The 16,671-nt window shown below is 70.2% G+C and carries 12 protein-coding genes and 1 pseudogene; 11 read left to right on the top strand and 2 right to left on the bottom strand.

The genetic code is table 11. The features are described 5' to 3' along the window. Positions 1–7 precede the first annotated feature (7 nt). The 9 genes from nuoF to nuoN are packed head-to-tail and all read left to right on the top strand — an operon-like array spanning position 8 to position 11,865. On the top strand, positions 8–1,336 hold the full coding sequence (nuoF, locus tag ACIG5F_RS16160; RefSeq protein ID WP_396518484.1) for an NADH-quinone oxidoreductase subunit NuoF: 1,329 nt from the start codon (positions 8–10) through the stop codon (positions 1,334–1,336). Between the two features lie 3 nt (positions 1,337–1,339). Then, positions 1,340–3,805 (top strand): NADH-quinone oxidoreductase subunit G, encoded by a 2,466-nt coding sequence (locus ACIG5F_RS16155; protein WP_396518483.1) that lies wholly within the window; start codon positions 1,340–1,342, stop codon positions 3,803–3,805. Next, positions 3,802–5,148 carry an NADH-quinone oxidoreductase subunit NuoH gene (gene nuoH, locus ACIG5F_RS16150; RefSeq protein WP_396518482.1) on the top strand — a complete coding sequence of 449 codons (1,347 nt, stop codon included), beginning with the start codon at positions 3,802–3,804 and terminating at the stop codon, positions 5,146–5,148. Before ACIG5F_RS16155 ends, nuoH begins: the two co-directional genes overlap by 4 nt. After that, complete coding sequence (gene nuoI / locus ACIG5F_RS16145) at positions 5,135–5,659, top strand: NADH-quinone oxidoreductase subunit NuoI (RefSeq protein ID WP_396518481.1); 525 nt, start codon at positions 5,135–5,137, stop codon at positions 5,657–5,659. The genes nuoH and nuoI overlap by 14 nt, the downstream gene beginning before the upstream one ends. A 20-nt stretch (positions 5,660–5,679) precedes the next feature. Next, entirely contained in the window at positions 5,680–6,507 is an 828-nt protein-coding gene (locus ACIG5F_RS16140; protein ID WP_396518803.1) for an NADH-quinone oxidoreductase subunit J, read from the top strand. Next, entirely contained in the window at positions 6,504–6,803 is a 300-nt protein-coding gene (gene nuoK / locus ACIG5F_RS16135; protein ID WP_043721411.1) for an NADH-quinone oxidoreductase subunit NuoK, read from the top strand. Before ACIG5F_RS16140 ends, nuoK begins: the two co-directional genes overlap by 4 nt. Before the next feature lie 16 nt (positions 6,804–6,819). Continuing rightward, a complete protein-coding gene (gene nuoL, locus ACIG5F_RS16130) occupies positions 6,820–8,772 on the top strand; it encodes an NADH-quinone oxidoreductase subunit L (RefSeq protein ID WP_396518480.1) in 1,953 nt (650 codons plus the stop codon). Next, positions 8,772–10,340: an NADH-quinone oxidoreductase subunit M gene (locus tag ACIG5F_RS16125; protein WP_396518479.1), complete on the top strand. Its 1,569-nt coding sequence runs from the start codon at positions 8,772–8,774 to the stop codon at positions 10,338–10,340. The genes nuoL and ACIG5F_RS16125 overlap by 1 nt, the downstream gene beginning before the upstream one ends. A 1-nt stretch (position 10,341) precedes the next feature. Then, positions 10,342–11,865, top strand: coding sequence for an NADH-quinone oxidoreductase subunit NuoN (gene nuoN, locus ACIG5F_RS16120; RefSeq protein WP_396518478.1), 1,524 nt, complete (start codon positions 10,342–10,344; stop codon positions 11,863–11,865). 119 nt (positions 11,866–11,984) lie between these two features. On the opposite strand, the gene ACIG5F_RS16115 is transcribed toward nuoN, so the two are convergent. Next, entirely contained in the window at positions 11,985–12,713 is a 729-nt protein-coding gene (locus ACIG5F_RS16115; protein ID WP_396518477.1) for an NYN domain-containing protein, read from the bottom strand. 300 nt (positions 12,714–13,013) lie between these two features. Here ACIG5F_RS16115 and ACIG5F_RS16110 point away from each other — a divergent pair, with 300 nt between their 5' ends. Together ACIG5F_RS16110 and ACIG5F_RS16105 are read left to right on the top strand one after the other, a co-directional pair. Then, entirely contained in the window at positions 13,014–13,994 is a 981-nt protein-coding gene (locus ACIG5F_RS16110; protein ID WP_396518802.1) for a polyprenyl synthetase family protein, read from the top strand. A 109-nt stretch (positions 13,995–14,103) separates the two neighbouring features. Then, positions 14,104–16,131, top strand: a complete 2,028-nt coding sequence (locus ACIG5F_RS16105; RefSeq protein WP_396518476.1) for a hypothetical protein — start codon at positions 14,104–14,106, stop codon at positions 16,129–16,131. 62 nt (positions 16,132–16,193) lie between these two features. Here the strand turns inward: ACIG5F_RS16105 and ACIG5F_RS16100 are convergent. Further along, positions 16,194–16,671, bottom strand: a pseudogene (locus ACIG5F_RS16100) (2-oxoacid:ferredoxin oxidoreductase subunit beta); the annotation flags it as partial.

The raw sequence follows: 16,671 nt of genomic DNA, 5'->3' as shown, positions 1-16,671 counted from the left end.
GGCGGCCGTGAACAGCGCTGCGAATCCACCGACGGCGGAGCCGTCAATCAAACCACTGACTCCCGTCCTGACCAAGCGGTGGCTGTCGCCGCGGTCGTGGACGATCCGGACCTACGAGCAGTTGGAGGGCTACACCGCCCTGCGCAAGGCGCTCAAGGCCCACCCGGACCAGCTCATCCAGCTGTGCAAGGACTCCGGGCTGCGCGGCCGGGGCGGCGCGGGCTTCCCGACCGGCATGAAGTGGGGGTTCATTCCCCAGGGCGACGGCAAGCCGCACTACCTCGTGATCAACGCCGACGAGGGCGAGCCGGGCACCTGCAAGGACATCCCGCTGATGATGGCCGACCCGCACTCGCTGGTCGAGGGCATCATCATCACCTCGTACGCGATCAGGGCCAACTTCGCCGCGGTCTACGTGCGCGGCGAGGCGCTGCACTGCATCCGCCGGATGCAGGCCGCGGTCCGCGAGGCCTACGAGGCCGGCTACCTGGGCAAGGACATTCTGGGCTCGGGCTTCGACCTGGACGTGGTGATCCACTCCGGCGCCGGCGCGTACATCTGCGGCGAGGAGACGGCGCTGCTGGACTCGCTGGAGGGCCTGCGCGGCCAGCCCCGGCTCAAGCCGCCGTTCCCGGCCACCTCGGGCCTGTACGAGTCGCCGACCGTGGTCAACAACGTGGAGACCATCGCCAGCGTGCCGTTCATCGTCAACGGCGGCTCGGACTGGTTCCGCACCATGGGCCGGGACCGCTCGCCCGGGCCGAAGATCTTCTCCCTGTCCGGCCACGTGACCAATCCCGGCCAGTACGAGGCCCCGATGGGCAGCACGCTGCGCGAGCTGCTGGAGCTGGCCGGCGGCATGAAGAACGGTGTGCCGCTGAAGTTCTGGACGCCGGGCGGCAGCTCCACCCCGCTGTTCACGGCCGAGCACCTGGACGTGCCGCTGGACTTCGAGGGCGCGGCCGAGGCCGGCTCGATGCTGGGCACCACCGCGCTCCAGATCTTCAACGAGACGGTGTCGGTGCCGTGGGCCGTGATGAAGTGGACCGAGTTCTACAAGCACGAGTCCTGCGGCAAGTGCACGCCGTGCCGGGAGGGCACCTACTGGCTGGTGCAGATCCTGCAGCGGATGGTGCGGGGCGAGGGCACGCCCAGCGACATCGACACCCTGCTGGACATCTGCGACAACGTGCTGGGGCGCTCCTTCTGCGCGCTCGGTGACGGCGCGGTCAGCCCGATCACCAGCGGCATCAAGTACTTCAAGGACGAGTTCCTGGCGCTGTGCGAGTCCAACGCGGCCAGCTCCGGGAAGCACGCACTGGCAGGAGCGCACTGAACGATGACTGTCGCACCTGAGAAGCCTTCCTCCGACCTGGTCGTTCCCGATGGCCACGTCAAGCTCACCATCGACGGGCTGGAAGTGGTGGCTCCTAAGGGAGAGCTGCTGATCCGCACCGCCGAGCGGCTGGGCATCGTGGTGCCGCGGTTCTGCGACCACCCGCTGCTCGACCCGGCCGGCGCCTGCCGGCAGTGCCTGGTCGAGGTGGAGATGGGCGGCCGGCCGATGCCGAAGCCGCAGGCCAGCTGCACCATGACCGTCGCAGACGGCATGGTGGTCAGGACCCAGCACACCTCGCCGGTGGCCGACAAGGCCCAGCAGGGCGTGATGGAGCTGCTGCTGATCAACCACCCGCTGGACTGCCCGATCTGCGACAAGGGCGGCGAGTGCCCGTTGCAGAACCAGGCGCTGGCCCACGGCCGCGCGGACTCCCGGTTCGTGGAGACCAAGCGGACCTTCCCCAAGCCGATCCCGATCTCCAGCCAGGTGCTGCTTGACCGGGAGCGCTGCGTGCTGTGCCAGCGCTGCACCCGGTTCTCCAAGCAGATCGCCGGCGACCCGTTCATCGAGCTGCTGGAGCGCGGCGCGCTGCAGCAGATCGGCATCGCCGAGGAGCAGCCGTTCCAGAGCTACTTCTCCGGCAACACCATCCAGATCTGCCCGGTCGGCGCGCTCACCAGCGCCGCCTACCGGTTCCGCTCCCGCCCGTTCGACCTGGTGTCCACGCCGAGCGTGTGCGAGCACTGCTCGTCGGGCTGCGCCCAGCGCACGGACTGGCGGCGCGGCAAGGTCACTCGCCGGCTGGCCGGCGAGGACCCGGCGGTCAACGAGGAGTGGAACTGCGACAAGGGCCGGTTCGCCTTCCGCTACGCCGTGGCCAACGACCGCCTGCTGCGGCCGATGGTCCGCGACGCGCAGACCGGTGAGCTGGTCGAGGCCTCCTGGACCGACGCGCTGCGGACGGCGGCCGAGGGCCTGGCCGCGGCCAAGGCCAACGGCGGCGCGGGCGTGCTGGCCGGCGGCCGGCTGACCGTCGAGGACGCCTACGCCTACGCCAAGTTCGCCCGGGTCGCCCTGGGCAGCAACGACGTGGACTTCCGCGCCCGGGCCCATTCCGCCGAGGAGCTGGACTTCCTGTCCTCGCAGGTGGTGGGCGCCTCCCCGGACAGCGGCGGCGTCACCTACGCGGACCTGGAGAAGGCGCCGGCCGTGCTGTGCGTCGCCTTCGAGCCCGAGGAGGAGTCGCCGATCGTCTTCCTGCGGCTGCGCAAGGCATCCCGCACCGGCAAGACGAAGGTGTTCCACCTCAGCCAGCACACGAGTGCCGCCGTCGAGAAAACCAACGCAACGTTGCTGCGCTGTGTTCCCGGCGGCGAGCCGGCGGCGATCGAGGGCCTGTTCTTCAACTCCAGCACCGCGGAGGCGTTCGAGGCGCTGTCCGGCAGCGGGTCGGTGATCCTGGTCGGCGAGCGCGCCGCCGAGGTGCCGGGCCTGTTCTCGTCGGTGGCGCGGCTGGCCGAGCGCACCGGGGCCCGCGCGGCGTGGATCCCGCGCCGGGCCGGCGAACGCGGCGCGCTGGAGGCCGGCGCGCTGCCGAACCTGCTGCCGGGCGGGCGTCTGGTCACCGACCCGACGCTGCGGGCCGAGGTCGAGCAGGCCTGGGGCCTGGCCGCCGGCGCGCTGCCGGCCACGCCGGGCCGCGACACCGACGGCATGCTGGCCGCCGCGGCCGACGGCGAGCTGGCCGGCCTGGTGGTCGGCGGCGTCGACCCGTACGACCTGGCCGACCCGGAGCTGGCGCTGCGGGCCCTGGACCGGGCCTTCGTGGTCAGCCTGGAGCTGCGGCCCAGCGCCGTGACCGAGCGGGCCGACGTGGTGCTGCCGATCGCGCCGTCCTCGGAGAAGTCCGGCAGCTACCGCAACTGGGAGAACCGGGACCGGGCGTTCAGCACCACGCTGGACGGCACCGGCGCCCTGTCCGACTGCCGGGTGCTGGACACGCTGGCCGTGGAGATGGACGCGGACCTGTTCACGCAGACGCCCGCGGCCGCCGCCGCCAACCTGGCCCGGCTGGGCGCCCCGCGCACCAGCCGCCGGGCCGAGGCGCCGGCGGTGCCCGCCCCGCAGGCCCCCAAGCCGGGCGAGGGCGAGGTGCTGCTGGCCAGCTGGCGGCAGCTGATCGACAACGGCTCGCTCCAGGACGACGAGCCCAACCTGGCCGGCACGGCCCGCACCGCGGTGATCCGGGTGTCGCCGGCGACCGCCGACCGGCTCGGCGTCGTCGAGGGGCACGCGGCCACGGTGGCCACCGACCGCGGCAGCGTCACGCTGCCGGTGGAGCTGGCCGACCTGCCGGACGACGTGGTCTGGCTGCCGGGCAACTCCGGCGGCTCGCGGCTGCGCCGGACCCTGGGCGTCGGGCACGGCGCCGCGGTGACCTTGCACGCTGGCGGAGGGGACGCATGAGGTACGTATCAGCCCCCAGCCCGAACACGGGGCAGCTGCTGGCCGGCGACCCGCTGTGGCTGGTGATCGTCAAGACCCTGGCGATCTTCGTCTTCCTGGTGGTCATGACGCTGTTCATGATCTGGTTCGAGCGCCGGGTGGTGGCCCGGATGCAGCACCGGCCCGGCCCCAACCGGGTCGGCCCGGCCGGTCTGCTCCAGTCGCTGGCCGACGGCCTGAAGTTGGCCTTCAAGGAGGACATCCGGCCGGTCCTGGCCGACAAGTGGGTGTTCTTCCTGGCCCCGGTGATCTCCGCGGTGCCGGCCTTCCTCGCCTTCTCGGTGATGCCGTTCGGCGGCGAAGTGAACATGTTCGGCTACGACACCGCGATCCAGCTGGCCGACCTGCCGGTCGGCGTGCTGGTGGTGCTGGCCTGCTCGTCCATCGGCGTCTACGGCATCGTGCTGTCCGGCTGGTCCTCCGGCTCGCCCTACCCGCTGCTGGGCGCGCTGCGCTCGGCCGCGCAGGTGATCTCGTACGAGATCGCGATGGGCCTGTCCATCGTCGGCGTGATCCTGCTGTCGCACTCGCTGTCCACCGCCGAGATCGTCAACTCGCAGCAGGGCCTGTGGTACGTCATCACGCTGCTGCCGAGCTTCCTGATCTACCTGGTGTCCATGGTCGGCGAGACCAACCGGGCCCCGTTCGACCTGGCCGAGGCCGAGTCGGAGCTGGTCGGCGGCTTCCACACCGAGTACAGCTCGCTCAAGTTCGCGCTGTTCTTCCTGGCCGAGTACATCAACATGGTCACCGTCTCGGCCTTCGCGACCACGCTGTTCCTGGGCGGCTGGCACGCGCCGTTCCCGCTCAACCTCATCGCCGACGGCTACTTCGACACCGGCTGGTGGGGCCCGCTCTGGTTCGTCGGCAAGATGATGGTGCTGCTGTTCACCTTCGTCTGGCTGCGCGGCACCCTGCCCCGCATGCGCTACGACCAGTTCATGCGCCTGGGCTGGAAGGTCCTGGTCCCGGTCAGCCTGGTGTGGATCGTGCTGGTGGTGTGCATCCGCGCGCTGGCCGGCTCGCAGGCCGACACCTTCGGCACGGTCGGCCGGATCGTGCTGATCGCCATCATCATCCTGGGCATCCTCGTGGTCGTCGCGCTCATCCCCGAGCGCAAGCAGGCCTCCGACCCGGACCGGGTCATGGTCACCGGCGGCGGCTACCCGCTGCCCCCGCTGGACCTGAAGGTCCCGAAGGCGCCCAAGCGCCGGCAGGCCGTGGCCAAGCCGGCCGCACCGCAAGAGCCCGCTGCCGTGGCGGCGTCGTCCACCCCGAAGGAGGCCAGCGATGGGGATTCTTGATCCCCTCAAGGGCTTCGGCGTCACCTTCTCGACGATGTTCAAGAAGGTCGTGACCGAGCAGTACCCGGAGGACTACCGGCCCACCGCGGCCCGCTACCACGGCCGGCACCAGCTCAACCGGCACCCGGACGGGCTGGAGAAGTGCGTGGGCTGCGAGCTGTGCGCCTGGGCCTGCCCGGCCGACGCGATCTTCGTGGAGGGCGGCGACAACACCGACGCCGCCCGCTACTCGCCGGGCGAGCGGTACGGCAAGGACTACCAGATCAACTACCTGCGGTGCATCGGCTGCGGCCTGTGCATCGAGGCTTGCCCGACCCGCTCGCTGACCATGACCAACTTCTACGAGTTGGCCGACGACGACCGGCAGCGCCTGATCTTCACCAAGGAAGACCTGATGGCGCCGCTGCTGTCCGGCATGGAGCAGCCGCCGCACCCGATGCGGCTGGGCGAGAACGAGCAGGACTACTACGTGAACGGTCCTGAGCTGGCCCGAGGGGAGGCGGCCAAGTGAGCGCGGTCGTGCAGTTCCTCATGCAACAGCAGCAGACCGCGCCGCCGCCGCCGGACGTGATCACCGCCGGCGAGGCGGTGGGCTTCTGGATCCTCGGCCCGCTGGCCCTGCTCGGCGGCCTGGGCATGCTGTTCGCCCGCAACGCCGTGCACTCGGCCCTGTTCCTGGTGCTGACCATGCTCAGCCTGGGCGTGCTCTACATGCTCCAGCAGGCGCCGTTCCTGGGCTTCGTGCAGATCATCGTCTACACCGGCGCCGTGATGATGCTGTTCCTGTTCGTGCTGATGCTGGTCGGCCGGGACAGCTCCGACTCGGTGGTGGAAGTGCTGCGCGGGCAGCGGGTCATCGCCGCGGTCTTCGGCATCGGCTTCGCCGGCGTCGTGGTCTCGGCGCTGGTGCGGGCGGTCAGCCAGACCCCGTCGATCGGGCTGTCCCAGGCCAACGCCGGCGGCAACCTGACCAACGTGGGCAAGCTGGTCTTCACCGACTACCTGTTCCCGTTCGAGCTGACCTCGGCGCTGCTGATCACCGCCGCGGTCGGCGCGATGGTGCTGGCCTACGTGGGCAAGAGCAAGCAGGCGCTGAAGTCCCAGCGCGAGCTGGTGATCGAGCGCTTCCGCGGCAACCGGCCATCGCCGCTGCCCGGCCCCGGCGTGTTCGCCACCGCCAACTCGGTGGCCACCCCGGCGCTGCTGCCGGACGGCTCGGTCGCGCCGGAGTCGCTGTCCGAGCTGATCGAGGCCACCGAGTCCGAGGAGTTCGACCACGACCGGGCCGAGGTCGCCGGCACCGAGCACCACGCCGACGCGCACGCGCTGACCGGCGAGCCCGAGGAGGCGACGCGATGACGCCGACGTACTACCTGCTGCTGTCGGCGCTGCTGTTCAGCATCGGCGCGATCGGCGTTCTGGTGCGGCGCAACGCCATCGTGGTGTTCATGTGCATCGAGCTGATGCTCAACGCGGTGAACCTCACGCTGGTCACGTTCTCGCGCATCAACGGCCAGCTCGACGGCCAGGTGATGGCGTTCTTCGTGATGGTGGTGGCGGCCGCCGAGGTCGTGGTCGGCCTGGCGATCATCATGGCCATCTTCCGGACCCGTCGCTCGGCCTCGGTCGACGACTCGAACCTTCTCAAGTACTAAGAGGGGCACCGGGATAATGACGGAACAACTCGCGGACGGGGTCGGCGCCGCCTCCGGGGTGGGGCAGTCCGCCTGGCTGCTGCTCGCGTTGCCCCTGATCGGCGCGATCGTGTTGCTGCTGGCCGGCAAGGCCGCCAACAAGTGGGGCCACCTGCTCGGCTGCGCGACGGTGATCGCGTCCTTCGTGTACGGCCTGATCCTGTTCTTCGACAGCCTCGGCACGGCGGCCGCGGACCGGGTCACGGAGCTGCACATCTTCTCCTGGATCCCGGTGCAGGCCCTCCAGGTCGACTTCGGCCTGCGGCTGGACCCGCTGTCCATCACCTTCGTGCTGCTGATCACCGGGGTCGGCTCGCTGATCCACATCTACTCGATCGGCTACATGTCGCACGACGACGGGCGCAGGCGGTTCTTCGCCTACCTCAACCTGTTCGTCGCCGCGATGCTGCTGCTGGTGCTGGGCAACGGCTTCGTGACCCTGTACTTCGGCTGGGAGGGCGTGGGTCTCGCGTCATACCTGCTGATCGGCTGGTACCAGAACCGGCCGTCGGCGGCGACCGCGGCCAAGAAGGCCTTCCTGATGAACCGGGTCGGCGACGTCGGCCTGGCCATCGCCATCTTCCTGATGTTCGCCAACCTCGGCACCACGCAGTACACCGAGGTCTTCGCCCGCATCGGCACGCTGTCCCCGGGCACCGTGCTGGCCATCAGCCTGCTGCTCCTGCTCGGGGCCTGCGGCAAGTCCGGCCAGTTCCCGCTTCAGGCCTGGTTGCCCGACGCCATGGAGGGCCCGACCCCGGTCTCCGCCCTCATCCACGCGGCAACCATGGTCACCGCCGGCGTGTACCTGATCGCCCGGTCCAACCCGATCTACAACCTCACCGAGGACGGGCGGCTGGTCGTCACCATCATCGGCACGATCACGCTGCTGATCGGGTGCGTCGTGGGCTGCGCCTACGACGACATCAAGAAGGTGCTGGCCTACTCCACGGTCAGCCAGATCGGCTACATGATCCTCGGCGTCGGGCTCGGTCCGATCGGCTACGCGCTGGGCATCGTGCACCTGCTCACCCACGGCTTCTTCAAGGCCGGGCTGTTCCTCGGGGCCGGGTCGGTCATGCACGGCATGAACGACGAGGTCGACATGCGCAAGTTCGGCGGCCTGTGGCGGAAGATGCCCATCACCTTCGCCACCTTCGGCCTGGGCTACCTGGCGCTGATCGGCTTCCCCGGCCTGTCCGGCTACTTCTCCAAGGACGCCATCATCGAGGCGGCGTTCTCCCAGGAGGGTTGGCGCGGCTGGGTGTTCGGCGGGGCCGCCATGTTGGGCGTGGCGCTGACGGCGTTCTACATGACCCGCCTGGTGCTCATGACCTTCTTCGGCAAGCAACGCTGGAAGGACATCAAGTCCAGCGACGGCAAGGACTTCAACCCGCACGAGTCGCCGGCCGTGATGACCGTGCCGATGATCATCCTGGCTGTCGGCTCCATCGGCGCCGGCTGGTTCCTCACCAGCGGCAACCGGTTGGCCGAGTGGCTGTCGCCCTCGCTGGGCGAGCTGCACGAGCACGGCGAGGGCCCGATCCCGGCGATCGGCATGACGGCGATCTCGTTGGCGCTCATGGTGATCGGCGCCGGGCTGGCCTGGGTGTTCGTGGGGCGCAAGGATGTTCCGGTGCAGCGCCCGGCCAAGGTGGCCTGGCCGGTGCGGGCGGCTCGCGCCGACCTGTACGGCAACGCCGTCAACGAGGCGCTGTTCGCCAAGCCGGGTGAGGTGCTCACCCGCGGCCTGGTGGTGTTGGACGACAAGGGCGTCGACGGCGCCGTCACCGGGCTGGCCGGCATTCTCGGCTTCCTGTCCTCGCTGCTGCGACGCACCCAGACCGGGTTCGTCAGGTCCTACGCGCTGACCATGCTGGGCGGTTCCGTCCTCGTCGTGGCCGCACTGCTGATGGTGAGGTTCTCCTGATGGGAACGGTGTTGCTCATCGCCCTGCTGGTGCTGCCGCTGGTCGGCGCGCTGGTGGTGGCGTTCCTGAAGAACGACGACCGGACCGCCAAGCTCACCGCGCTCGCGGTGACCCTGGTCGAGTTCGTGCTCGCCGTGCTGCTGTGGGTCAGCTACGTGCCCGGCGGCGACCGCATCCAGTTCTCCTCATCGGTGGACTGGGTCGCGCAACTGGGCGTGCACCTGTCGTTCGGCGTGGACGGCATCGCGCTGGTGATGATCGGCGTGATCGCCCTGCTGGTGCCGATCGTGATCGGCGCCGGCTGGGCCGAGAAGCTGCCCGCGGGCCGTTCGGCCGGCGGCTTCCTGTCGCTGATCCTGGTGCAGGAGGCGTTGATGGTCGGCGTGTTCGCCGCCACCGACGTGTTCCTGTTCTACGTGCTGTTCGAGATCATGCTGATCCCGATGTACTTCCTGATCGGCGGCTACGGCGGCGCCCGCCGGCAGTACGCGGCGGTCAAGTTCTTCCTGTACTCGTTCCTCGGCGGCCTGATCATGCTGGCCTCCGCGATCGGCTGCTACTCGCTGGCCGCGGACAAGCTGGGCAAGGGCACGTTCGACTGGGCGACGCTGGTGACCGTGGTGCGGGACGCGCCGCTGGGCACCCAGGTGTGGCTGTTCTTCGGCTTCTTCCTGGCCTTCGCCATCAAGGCTCCGCTGGTGCCGCTGCACACCTGGCTGCCCGACGCCGCCGAGCAGGCCCCGATCGGCGTGGCCGTGATCCTGGTCGGCGTGCTGGACAAGGTCGGCACCTTCGGCTTCCTGCGCTACCTGCTGCCGATGTTCCCCGAGGCCAGCAAGACGCTCGCGCCACTGGTGCTGGTGCTGGGTGTGATCGGCGTGCTCTACGGCTCGCTGCTCGCGGTGGGGCAGACCGACCTCAAGCGGCTGATCGCGTACGTGTCGATCGCGCACTTCGGCTTCATCGCGATCGGCATCTTCGCCTTCACCTCGCAGTCCGAGGTCGGCGCGGTGTCGTACATGGTCAACCACTCCATCGCCACCGGCATGCTGATCCTGGTGATCGGCATGGTGATCGCCCGCGGCGGGTCGACCAAGATCGCCGACTACGGCGGCATGTCCAAGCTGACCCCGGTGCTGGCCGGGCTGTTCCTGGTGGCCGGCCTGTCCACGCTGTCGCTGCCCGGCACCAACTCGTTCGTCTCCGAGTTCCTGGTGCTGCTGGGCTCCTACCCGACGCAGCCGGTGTACTCGGTGCTGGCCACCATCGGCATGATCCTGGCCGCGCTGTACGTGCTGTGGCTGTACCAGCGGGTCATGCAGGGTCCGGTCCGGGGCAACGCCCTGGTCGGCGTGTCCGGCGGGCCCGGTGCGGCCGTGACGCCGGAGAAGGCCGCGGTGACCGATCTGAACAAGCGCGAACTCGTGGTGCTGGCGCCGCTGGTGCTGCTGATCGTGGTGCTCGGCGTCTACCCGAAGCCCGTGCTGGACATCGTCGGGCCGTCGGTGTCGGCGACCATGAGCGCGGTGGGCGTCACCGACCCGGTGACCGCGCAGGAAGGCAAGTGACGTGCTCTCTCAGTTCCTCGCGCAGGCCCAGGGCCAGATCAACCCGCCGGACGTGTCCTACGCGGCGATCGCCCCGATCCTGATCATTCTCGGCGCGGCCTGCGTTGGCGTGCTGTTCGAGGCCTTCCTGGCCAAGGAGAGCCGCTGGGCCTGGCAGGTCGCCCTGTGCGTGGTGGCCATCCTGGCCGCCGGGGTCGCGCTGATCCTGTTCATGAACAGCGACGCCGCCAAGGGCGGGGCCGCCGGGCACACCGGCGTGCTGACGCTGGGCAACGTGATCTCCATCGACCAGCCCGCGCTGTTCCTGTGGGGCACGCTGCTGGCGCTGAGCCTGCTGGCCCTGCTGCTGCTGGCCGACCGGACCGTGGATCCGGACGGGGCGCTACAGACCGAGGCGTTCCCGCTGTTCCTGTTCGCGCTGGGCGGCATGCTGGTCTTCAGCGCCTCGAACAACCTGCTCACCATGTTCATCGCGCTGGAGGTGCTCAGCCTCCCGCTGTACCTGATGTGCGGGCTGGCCCGCAAGCGCCGGCTCATCTCGCAGGAAGCCGCCGTCAAGTACTTCCTGCTCGGGGCGTTCGCCTCCGCGTTCTTCCTCTACGGCACCGCGCTGCTGTACGGCTACGCCGGCTCCGTCCGGCTGTCCGACATCACCAACGCCGCCGTCGGCACCGACCGGTCCGACACCCTGCTGTTCGGGGGTCTGGGCCTGCTGGTCGTCGGCCTGCTGTTCAAGGCCGCCGTCGGTCCGTTCCACACCTGGACCCCCGACGTCTACCAGGGCGCGCCCACTCCCGTGACCGCCTACATGGCCGCCTGCACCAAGGTCGCCGCGTTCGGCGGCATCCTGCGGGTGCTCACCGTGTCGTTCCAGTCCACCCAGTGGGAGTGGCGGGGCGTGCTGTGGGCCGTGTGCATCGTGTCCATGGCCATCGGCGCCATCTTCGGCCTGACCCAGACCGACGTGAAGCGCATGATCGCCTACTCGTCGGTGGCGCACGCCGGCTTCCTGCTGGTCGGGGCCATCGCCCTGAACACCGACGGGCTCCAGTCCACCCTGTTCTACCTGGTGGCCTACGGCTTCACCACGATCGCGTCGTTCGGCGTGATCTCCCTGGTGCGCCGGGGCAACGGCGAGGCCTCGGACCTGTCCGAGTGGGCCGGCCTGGCCAAACGCTCCCCGCTGCTGGCCGCCGTGTTCACGTTCCTGCTGCTCGCCCTGGCCGGCATCCCCCTGACCAGCGGCTTCGTCGGCAAGTTCGTCGTCTTCTCGGCGGCCCTGCGTGACGGCATGGCCCCCCTCGTCGTCATCGCCCTCGTCTTCAGCGCCGTCGCCGCGTTCTTCTACCTGCGCGTCGTCGTCCTGATGTACTTCAGCGAGCCTGCCGAGGACGGCCCCACCGTCACCGTGCCCGGCGCCTTCACCCGAATCGCCATCGGCGTGGGCGTCTTCATCACCCTCCTGCTCGGCATCGTCCCCGGCTTCGTCCTCGACTGGGCGGCCAAGGGCGGCTTCCTCGGCTGAGGGATCCTTCTCCACCCGAAAGGGGCGGCCCCGCCACGGGACCGCCCCTTTTGTCATGCTGGCAAGAAAAGACCCGGCCCCTCGCAAGCGAGAGAACCGGGTTGGGTACCCGTAGATTACTACCAACCAGCCGGCTTGGCGAACGCTCCGACCCGATCGGGTAGTTGATGGCTGCGATAGTCGGTGGCCCGAAGCCGCCGCCACCAGTGTCTGCCGACACCGGCGGCCGGATCGCCACGCAGGTCGTGCGCGGTCGGTCCAGCCCCGGGATTGACAGTCGCGACCGGCACATGAAGCCGGGCATGGTCGAGCGGGAATCGGAGATCGCTGTCGTTGGAGAGCACGACAGCCGCGTCTACCTCGTCGGTGAGCACGTCGATCAGCAGGTGGCTGGCCACGTTCACGTCAGAGCCTTTCTCCTCGAATGTCGATACCGACACCAGCAGTTCGGTCTGCCCGTCTGGACCGGTCACCTCCTCGGCGGGCAGCCACGCCGGCAGTGCGGCAGGGCCCGGCGAGACCACCCGTCGTGGCGGCCTGCCGTCCCGTTCGAGCAGCACACCGCACTTCGGTCTGGGCACGTACTTGCCGTTGGTCACGACCACGATGGCAGTGTGCTCCCGTAGGGCTCCGACGTAGGTCTGCTGGTCGGCGAGGGAACTCGGGTCGCCGGCGCGGTCCCGGGGCGCCGTGCAGTAGGCGAACCGGACCAGACGCGGCTCCGGCCAGATCTGAGGCTTGATCAAATCCATGGCCAGCCCGGCGAGGTCCAGCCAGCGCCACCCAGCGGAGCCCCGGCCACAGATGCTCCTGGCCCCGTAGTAGACATTGAAGGCGTCGACGTACACTCCAACTCTAGTGACACTCGGTGATTGCGGGCCCGGATTCACGTACTTAGAGTAGTTGCTTGGCGATTTCCATGGCTGAGCCACGCCGGTCAACCGACTGTGATCGGATGACTGCGGGACGAGGTGGGGGAAGCATCCTGGAGTTCTCCGCGCCACTACCCAGGCACGACTGATCTCGCGGCGATTACGCTGCTGGGGACGTGACACTACTGCTGGGGAAACAGCCAGCAGCCGGGCCGCTGTAGGGGACACATCCACGTGACGGGCAACCAGCACACGCACACCGCCTCGGAGCGGGGCATCCGATTCGACTTCGCCGATCCGGCGCTGGCCGACGCGGTGCGTGCGGGCCTGACCAGAGTCGAGAACCTGCTGCGTTCGGTGGTGCAGAGCGACCTGGAGTTCGTCACGGAGACCTCGCTGCACCTGGTGGACGCCGGGGGCAAGCGGTTCCGGCCGCTGTTCACGCTGCTGGCGGCGCAGTTCGGGGACGCGGGCCGGGAGGACGTGACCAAGGCGGCGGCGGTGGTGGAGCTGATCCACCTGGCCACGCTGTACCACGACGACGTGATGGACGAGGCGACGATGCGCCGCGGCGCGGTCAGCGCCAACGCCCGCTGGGACAACACGATCGCCATCCTGACCGGCGACTTCCTGTTCGCCCACGCCTCCAAGCTGGTGGCCGACCTGGGCACCGAGGCCGGCCACATCATGGCCAGCACGTTCAGCCAGCTGGTCACCGGCCAGATGCGGGAGACGATCGGCCCGGCCGCGGGCCAGGACCCGGTGACGCACTACCTGAAGGTCATCGACGAGAAGACGGGCTCGCTGATCGCCACGGCCGGCCGGTTCGGCGGCATGTTCTCCGGCGTGGCCCCGACGCAGGTGCAGGCGCTGAGCACCTACGGCGACTCCATCGGCAAGGCCTTCCAGATCTCTGACGACATCATCGACATCGCGTCCCCGGCCACCGAATCGGGCAAGACGCCCGGAACGGACCTGCGCGAGGGTGTTCGCACGCTGCCGATGCTGTACGCGCTGACCGACCCGGACCCGCAGGGCGACCGGCTGCGCGAGCTGCTGGCCGGCCCGATCACCGACGACAACCTGGTCGACGAGGCCCTCAAGCTGCTGCGCGAGTCGGCCGGCCTGGAGCAGGCCCGGCAGACCCTGGCCGGTTACGCCGACCAGGCCCGGACCGCGCTGCGGGCTCTTCCCGCAGGTCCGGCCCGTGACGCGCTGGATTCCCTCACCGACTACATGGTGGCCCGCACATACTGAGTCGCTCACCCGTTAGTGTCATGCTGCCCTGAACGAGCAAGGCCCCCGAACGGGCCTGCGGCCGTTAGCCTGCCGCAAGGGCCAGCAGGCACTAGGAGGGTGTAGTCCGGTGATGTGGGTGTTCGGGCAGGTGTGGTTGCTCTGCCTGCTTGCGTTCGTGATCGGCGCGGGGTTGGACCAACTGCTGTTCACACGACCGCTACGCAAGCAGGTCAGGCAGCTCGAGATCCAACTCGCCAAGGCCAAGCGGGCCGAAGCCGCGCCGCCGCCGCCGGAGACCGACGCCGAGCGGACCGGCATCGTGGACGAGCGCCCGTCGCCGGGCCTGGGCTGGGATCCGGACCGGCGGCCCTCCTGGGAACGGGAGCGCGACCCCGAGCCGGTGGTGGAGCAGCCGCGCACGCTGATCGCCCCGACGCCCGAGCACGACCTCGGCTACGACCGCCCCGAGCCCCGCTACGACGCCGAGCCGGCCGTCGAGCCGCAGCCGGCCCAGTCCTTCGACCAGCCGGCCCAGTCCTTCGAGCAGCACGAGCCTGACCCGGCGGTGGCCGTCGAGCCGGAGCCGGTCGTGGAGCCCGAACCCGAGCCGGTCAAGGCCGAGGAGTCCCCGCAGCCGCCGGCCGACGACCGGCCGACGCAGGTGCAGGCCCCGATCCCGCCTCCGCCGCCGATCCGCAACCCGAGCCCGGCCGAGATGACGGCCGTGATCAGCCGCATCGCCGGCGAGGCCAACGCCACCGAGACCACCAGCATCCTGCCGGCCGCCCGCGACGACCACGAGGACATGGAGCTGGCCGACCACGGCCCGGCCACTCCACCGCACGGCCAGCTCGCGCACGCCCCGTCCGACGACCTGGACGACGAGCCGCTCGTCGACGACGTCGTCGAGGAGGAGCTGACCGAGTCCGAGCGCGAGGCGGCGGCCGAGACCACCGGCCCGGTCAAGGTGTCGGTGATCGCCGCGGCCGAGAAGGTCGTGCAGGAGCGCCGCCTGGCCGGCGAGCTGGCCCACGAGGACGAGGAACCGGAGCCGCCGTCCCGGCACAGCCTGGCCGAGGAGCCGGCCCGCCACGGCCTCGACGAGGAGCCTGTCCGGCACGGCCTGGCCGACGAGGAGCCGGCCGAGCCCGAGCCGCAGCCGGCCGCCCGGTCCTTCACGCTGCCGCAGCCGTTCGCCGAGTCGGAGTCCGCGGGCTCGGCTCACGAGTCACCGGCCTCGGACCACGCCTTTCAGTCCTTCGTGTCGTCCGAGCCGGAACCGGAAGCGTTTGCGGAGCCGCAGCCGGCGGATTCGTTCACGCCGCCCGCCCGTGAGCCGCAGCCGTTCGAGCCGATCCAGGCCTTCGAGCAGCCGGCCCCCGAGCCCGAGCCGGGCCAGGTGCAGCTGGAGGAGCTGTCGCAGCCGATCCGGCTGGACCCGAACCAGTTCGGCAAGCCGATCCCGCCGGGCGCCCTCACCCCGCCGGGCAGCGTGACCCCGCCCGAGCCGGCCGAGTCGGCGGCGCCCCAGCCCCTGCCCCAGCGACCGCAGCCGGCCCGCCCGGAGCCGGCCCCGATGGAGGCGGTGTCCCGCCCGCGCTCCCTGTTCGAGCCGGTGCTGGACCCCGACGGCGAGGACCCGTACGAGGACCTGGACGGCTTCCAGCCCATCCAGGAGCCGACTACCCGGTCGTTCTCGTCCACCGACTCGGTGCCGTTCACCCCGATCCTGGCCCCGGAGCTGCTGGCCAACGAGCAGCCGCAGCCCCCGGTGGCCACCCAGGCCGGCCTGCCCAAGCGCACCGTGAGCAGCTCGTGGCCGCGCGGCGGCAACGGCCTGGCCGGTCCCGGCCCGCAGCCGTTCGACCCGGCCCCGTTCCGGCCGCGGCAGGCGTTCAACCCGATGCCGCGCAACACCGACGCCGCGCCGATCCGCCGCCCGTCCAGCGGCGGTCCGCGCACCCCGTTCGGCCCCGGTTCGGCCCTGCCCAAGCCGGACGGCTCGGCCCCGTCGGACGACTACCAGGTCAAGGCGATGATCGGCTCGCGGACCTATCACCCGGCCGGCAGCGGCAGCTTCGACTCGGTGCGGGCCGAGGTCTGGTTCCGCAACACCGAGGAGGCCGAGCGGGCCGGCTTCAGCCCGGCCGACTAGGACAGCGACAGAACGGCCCCCGGCGAGCTCGCCGGGGGCCGTTTTCTGTGTCTACGCGGGTGTCAGTCGGCCGCGACGGTCCAGGTGTCCTTGCCGCGCAGCAGCGCGGCAAGGTCCGCCTTCTTCGCCGCCTTGGCCTGCTCGACCTGGTGCCGGGCCAGGTCGTCGTAGGTGGCCCGCTGCACGTTGCGGAACACGCCGGTGACGGTGTGGTCCAGGTTGTGGTGACCCAGCCGGGACAGCGCGAACGCGTAGGACGGGTCCTCGAGCGTGGCGTCGTGCACGACGAGATTGTCCTCGCCGACCTCGGCCACCTCGACGATCTTCAGCGTGGCGGTCTTCGGGTCGCGGGCCACGCCGTGCTGACCATCGGCCCCGAACTTGATCGGCTCGCCGTGCTTGAGCGGCACGATGCGCTCCTCGCGCTCGCCCGCCTCCTTGAGCACGTCGAACGCGCCGTCGTTGAAGATCGGGCAGTTCTGGTAGATCTCCACCAGCGCCGACCCGCGGTGCTCGGCCGCGGCCCGCAGCACCTCGGTC

Origin of the sequence: Kutzneria sp. NPDC052558, from assembly GCF_044547355.1 — a bacterium.
In the GTDB taxonomy this organism is placed as follows: Bacteria; Actinomycetota; Actinomycetes; order Mycobacteriales; family Pseudonocardiaceae; genus Kutzneria.
Note: the sequence above shows the minus strand (reverse complement) of the source record. Positions and strands in the feature narration are given on the sequence as shown.

What these genes read in the sequence shown, in the direction of transcription:
- nuoL (WP_396518480.1), top strand. Translation starts at nt 6,820, where the DNA reads ATGACGGAACAACTCGCGGACGGGGTCGGCGCCGCCTCCGGGGTGGGG.
- ACIG5F_RS16140 (WP_396518803.1), top strand. Translation starts at nt 5,680, where the DNA reads ATGCAACAGCAGCAGACCGCGCCGCCGCCGCCGGACGTGATCACCGCC.
- nuoK (WP_043721411.1), top strand. Translation starts at nt 6,504, where the DNA reads ATGACGCCGACGTACTACCTGCTGCTGTCGGCGCTGCTGTTCAGCATC.
- nuoH (WP_396518482.1), top strand. Translation starts at nt 3,802, where the DNA reads ATGAGGTACGTATCAGCCCCCAGCCCGAACACGGGGCAGCTGCTGGCC.
- nuoI (WP_396518481.1), top strand. Translation starts at nt 5,135, where the DNA reads ATGGGGATTCTTGATCCCCTCAAGGGCTTCGGCGTCACCTTCTCGACG.
- ACIG5F_RS16155 (WP_396518483.1), top strand. Translation starts at nt 1,340, where the DNA reads ATGACTGTCGCACCTGAGAAGCCTTCCTCCGACCTGGTCGTTCCCGAT.
- ACIG5F_RS16125 (WP_396518479.1), top strand. Translation starts at nt 8,772, where the DNA reads ATGGGAACGGTGTTGCTCATCGCCCTGCTGGTGCTGCCGCTGGTCGGC.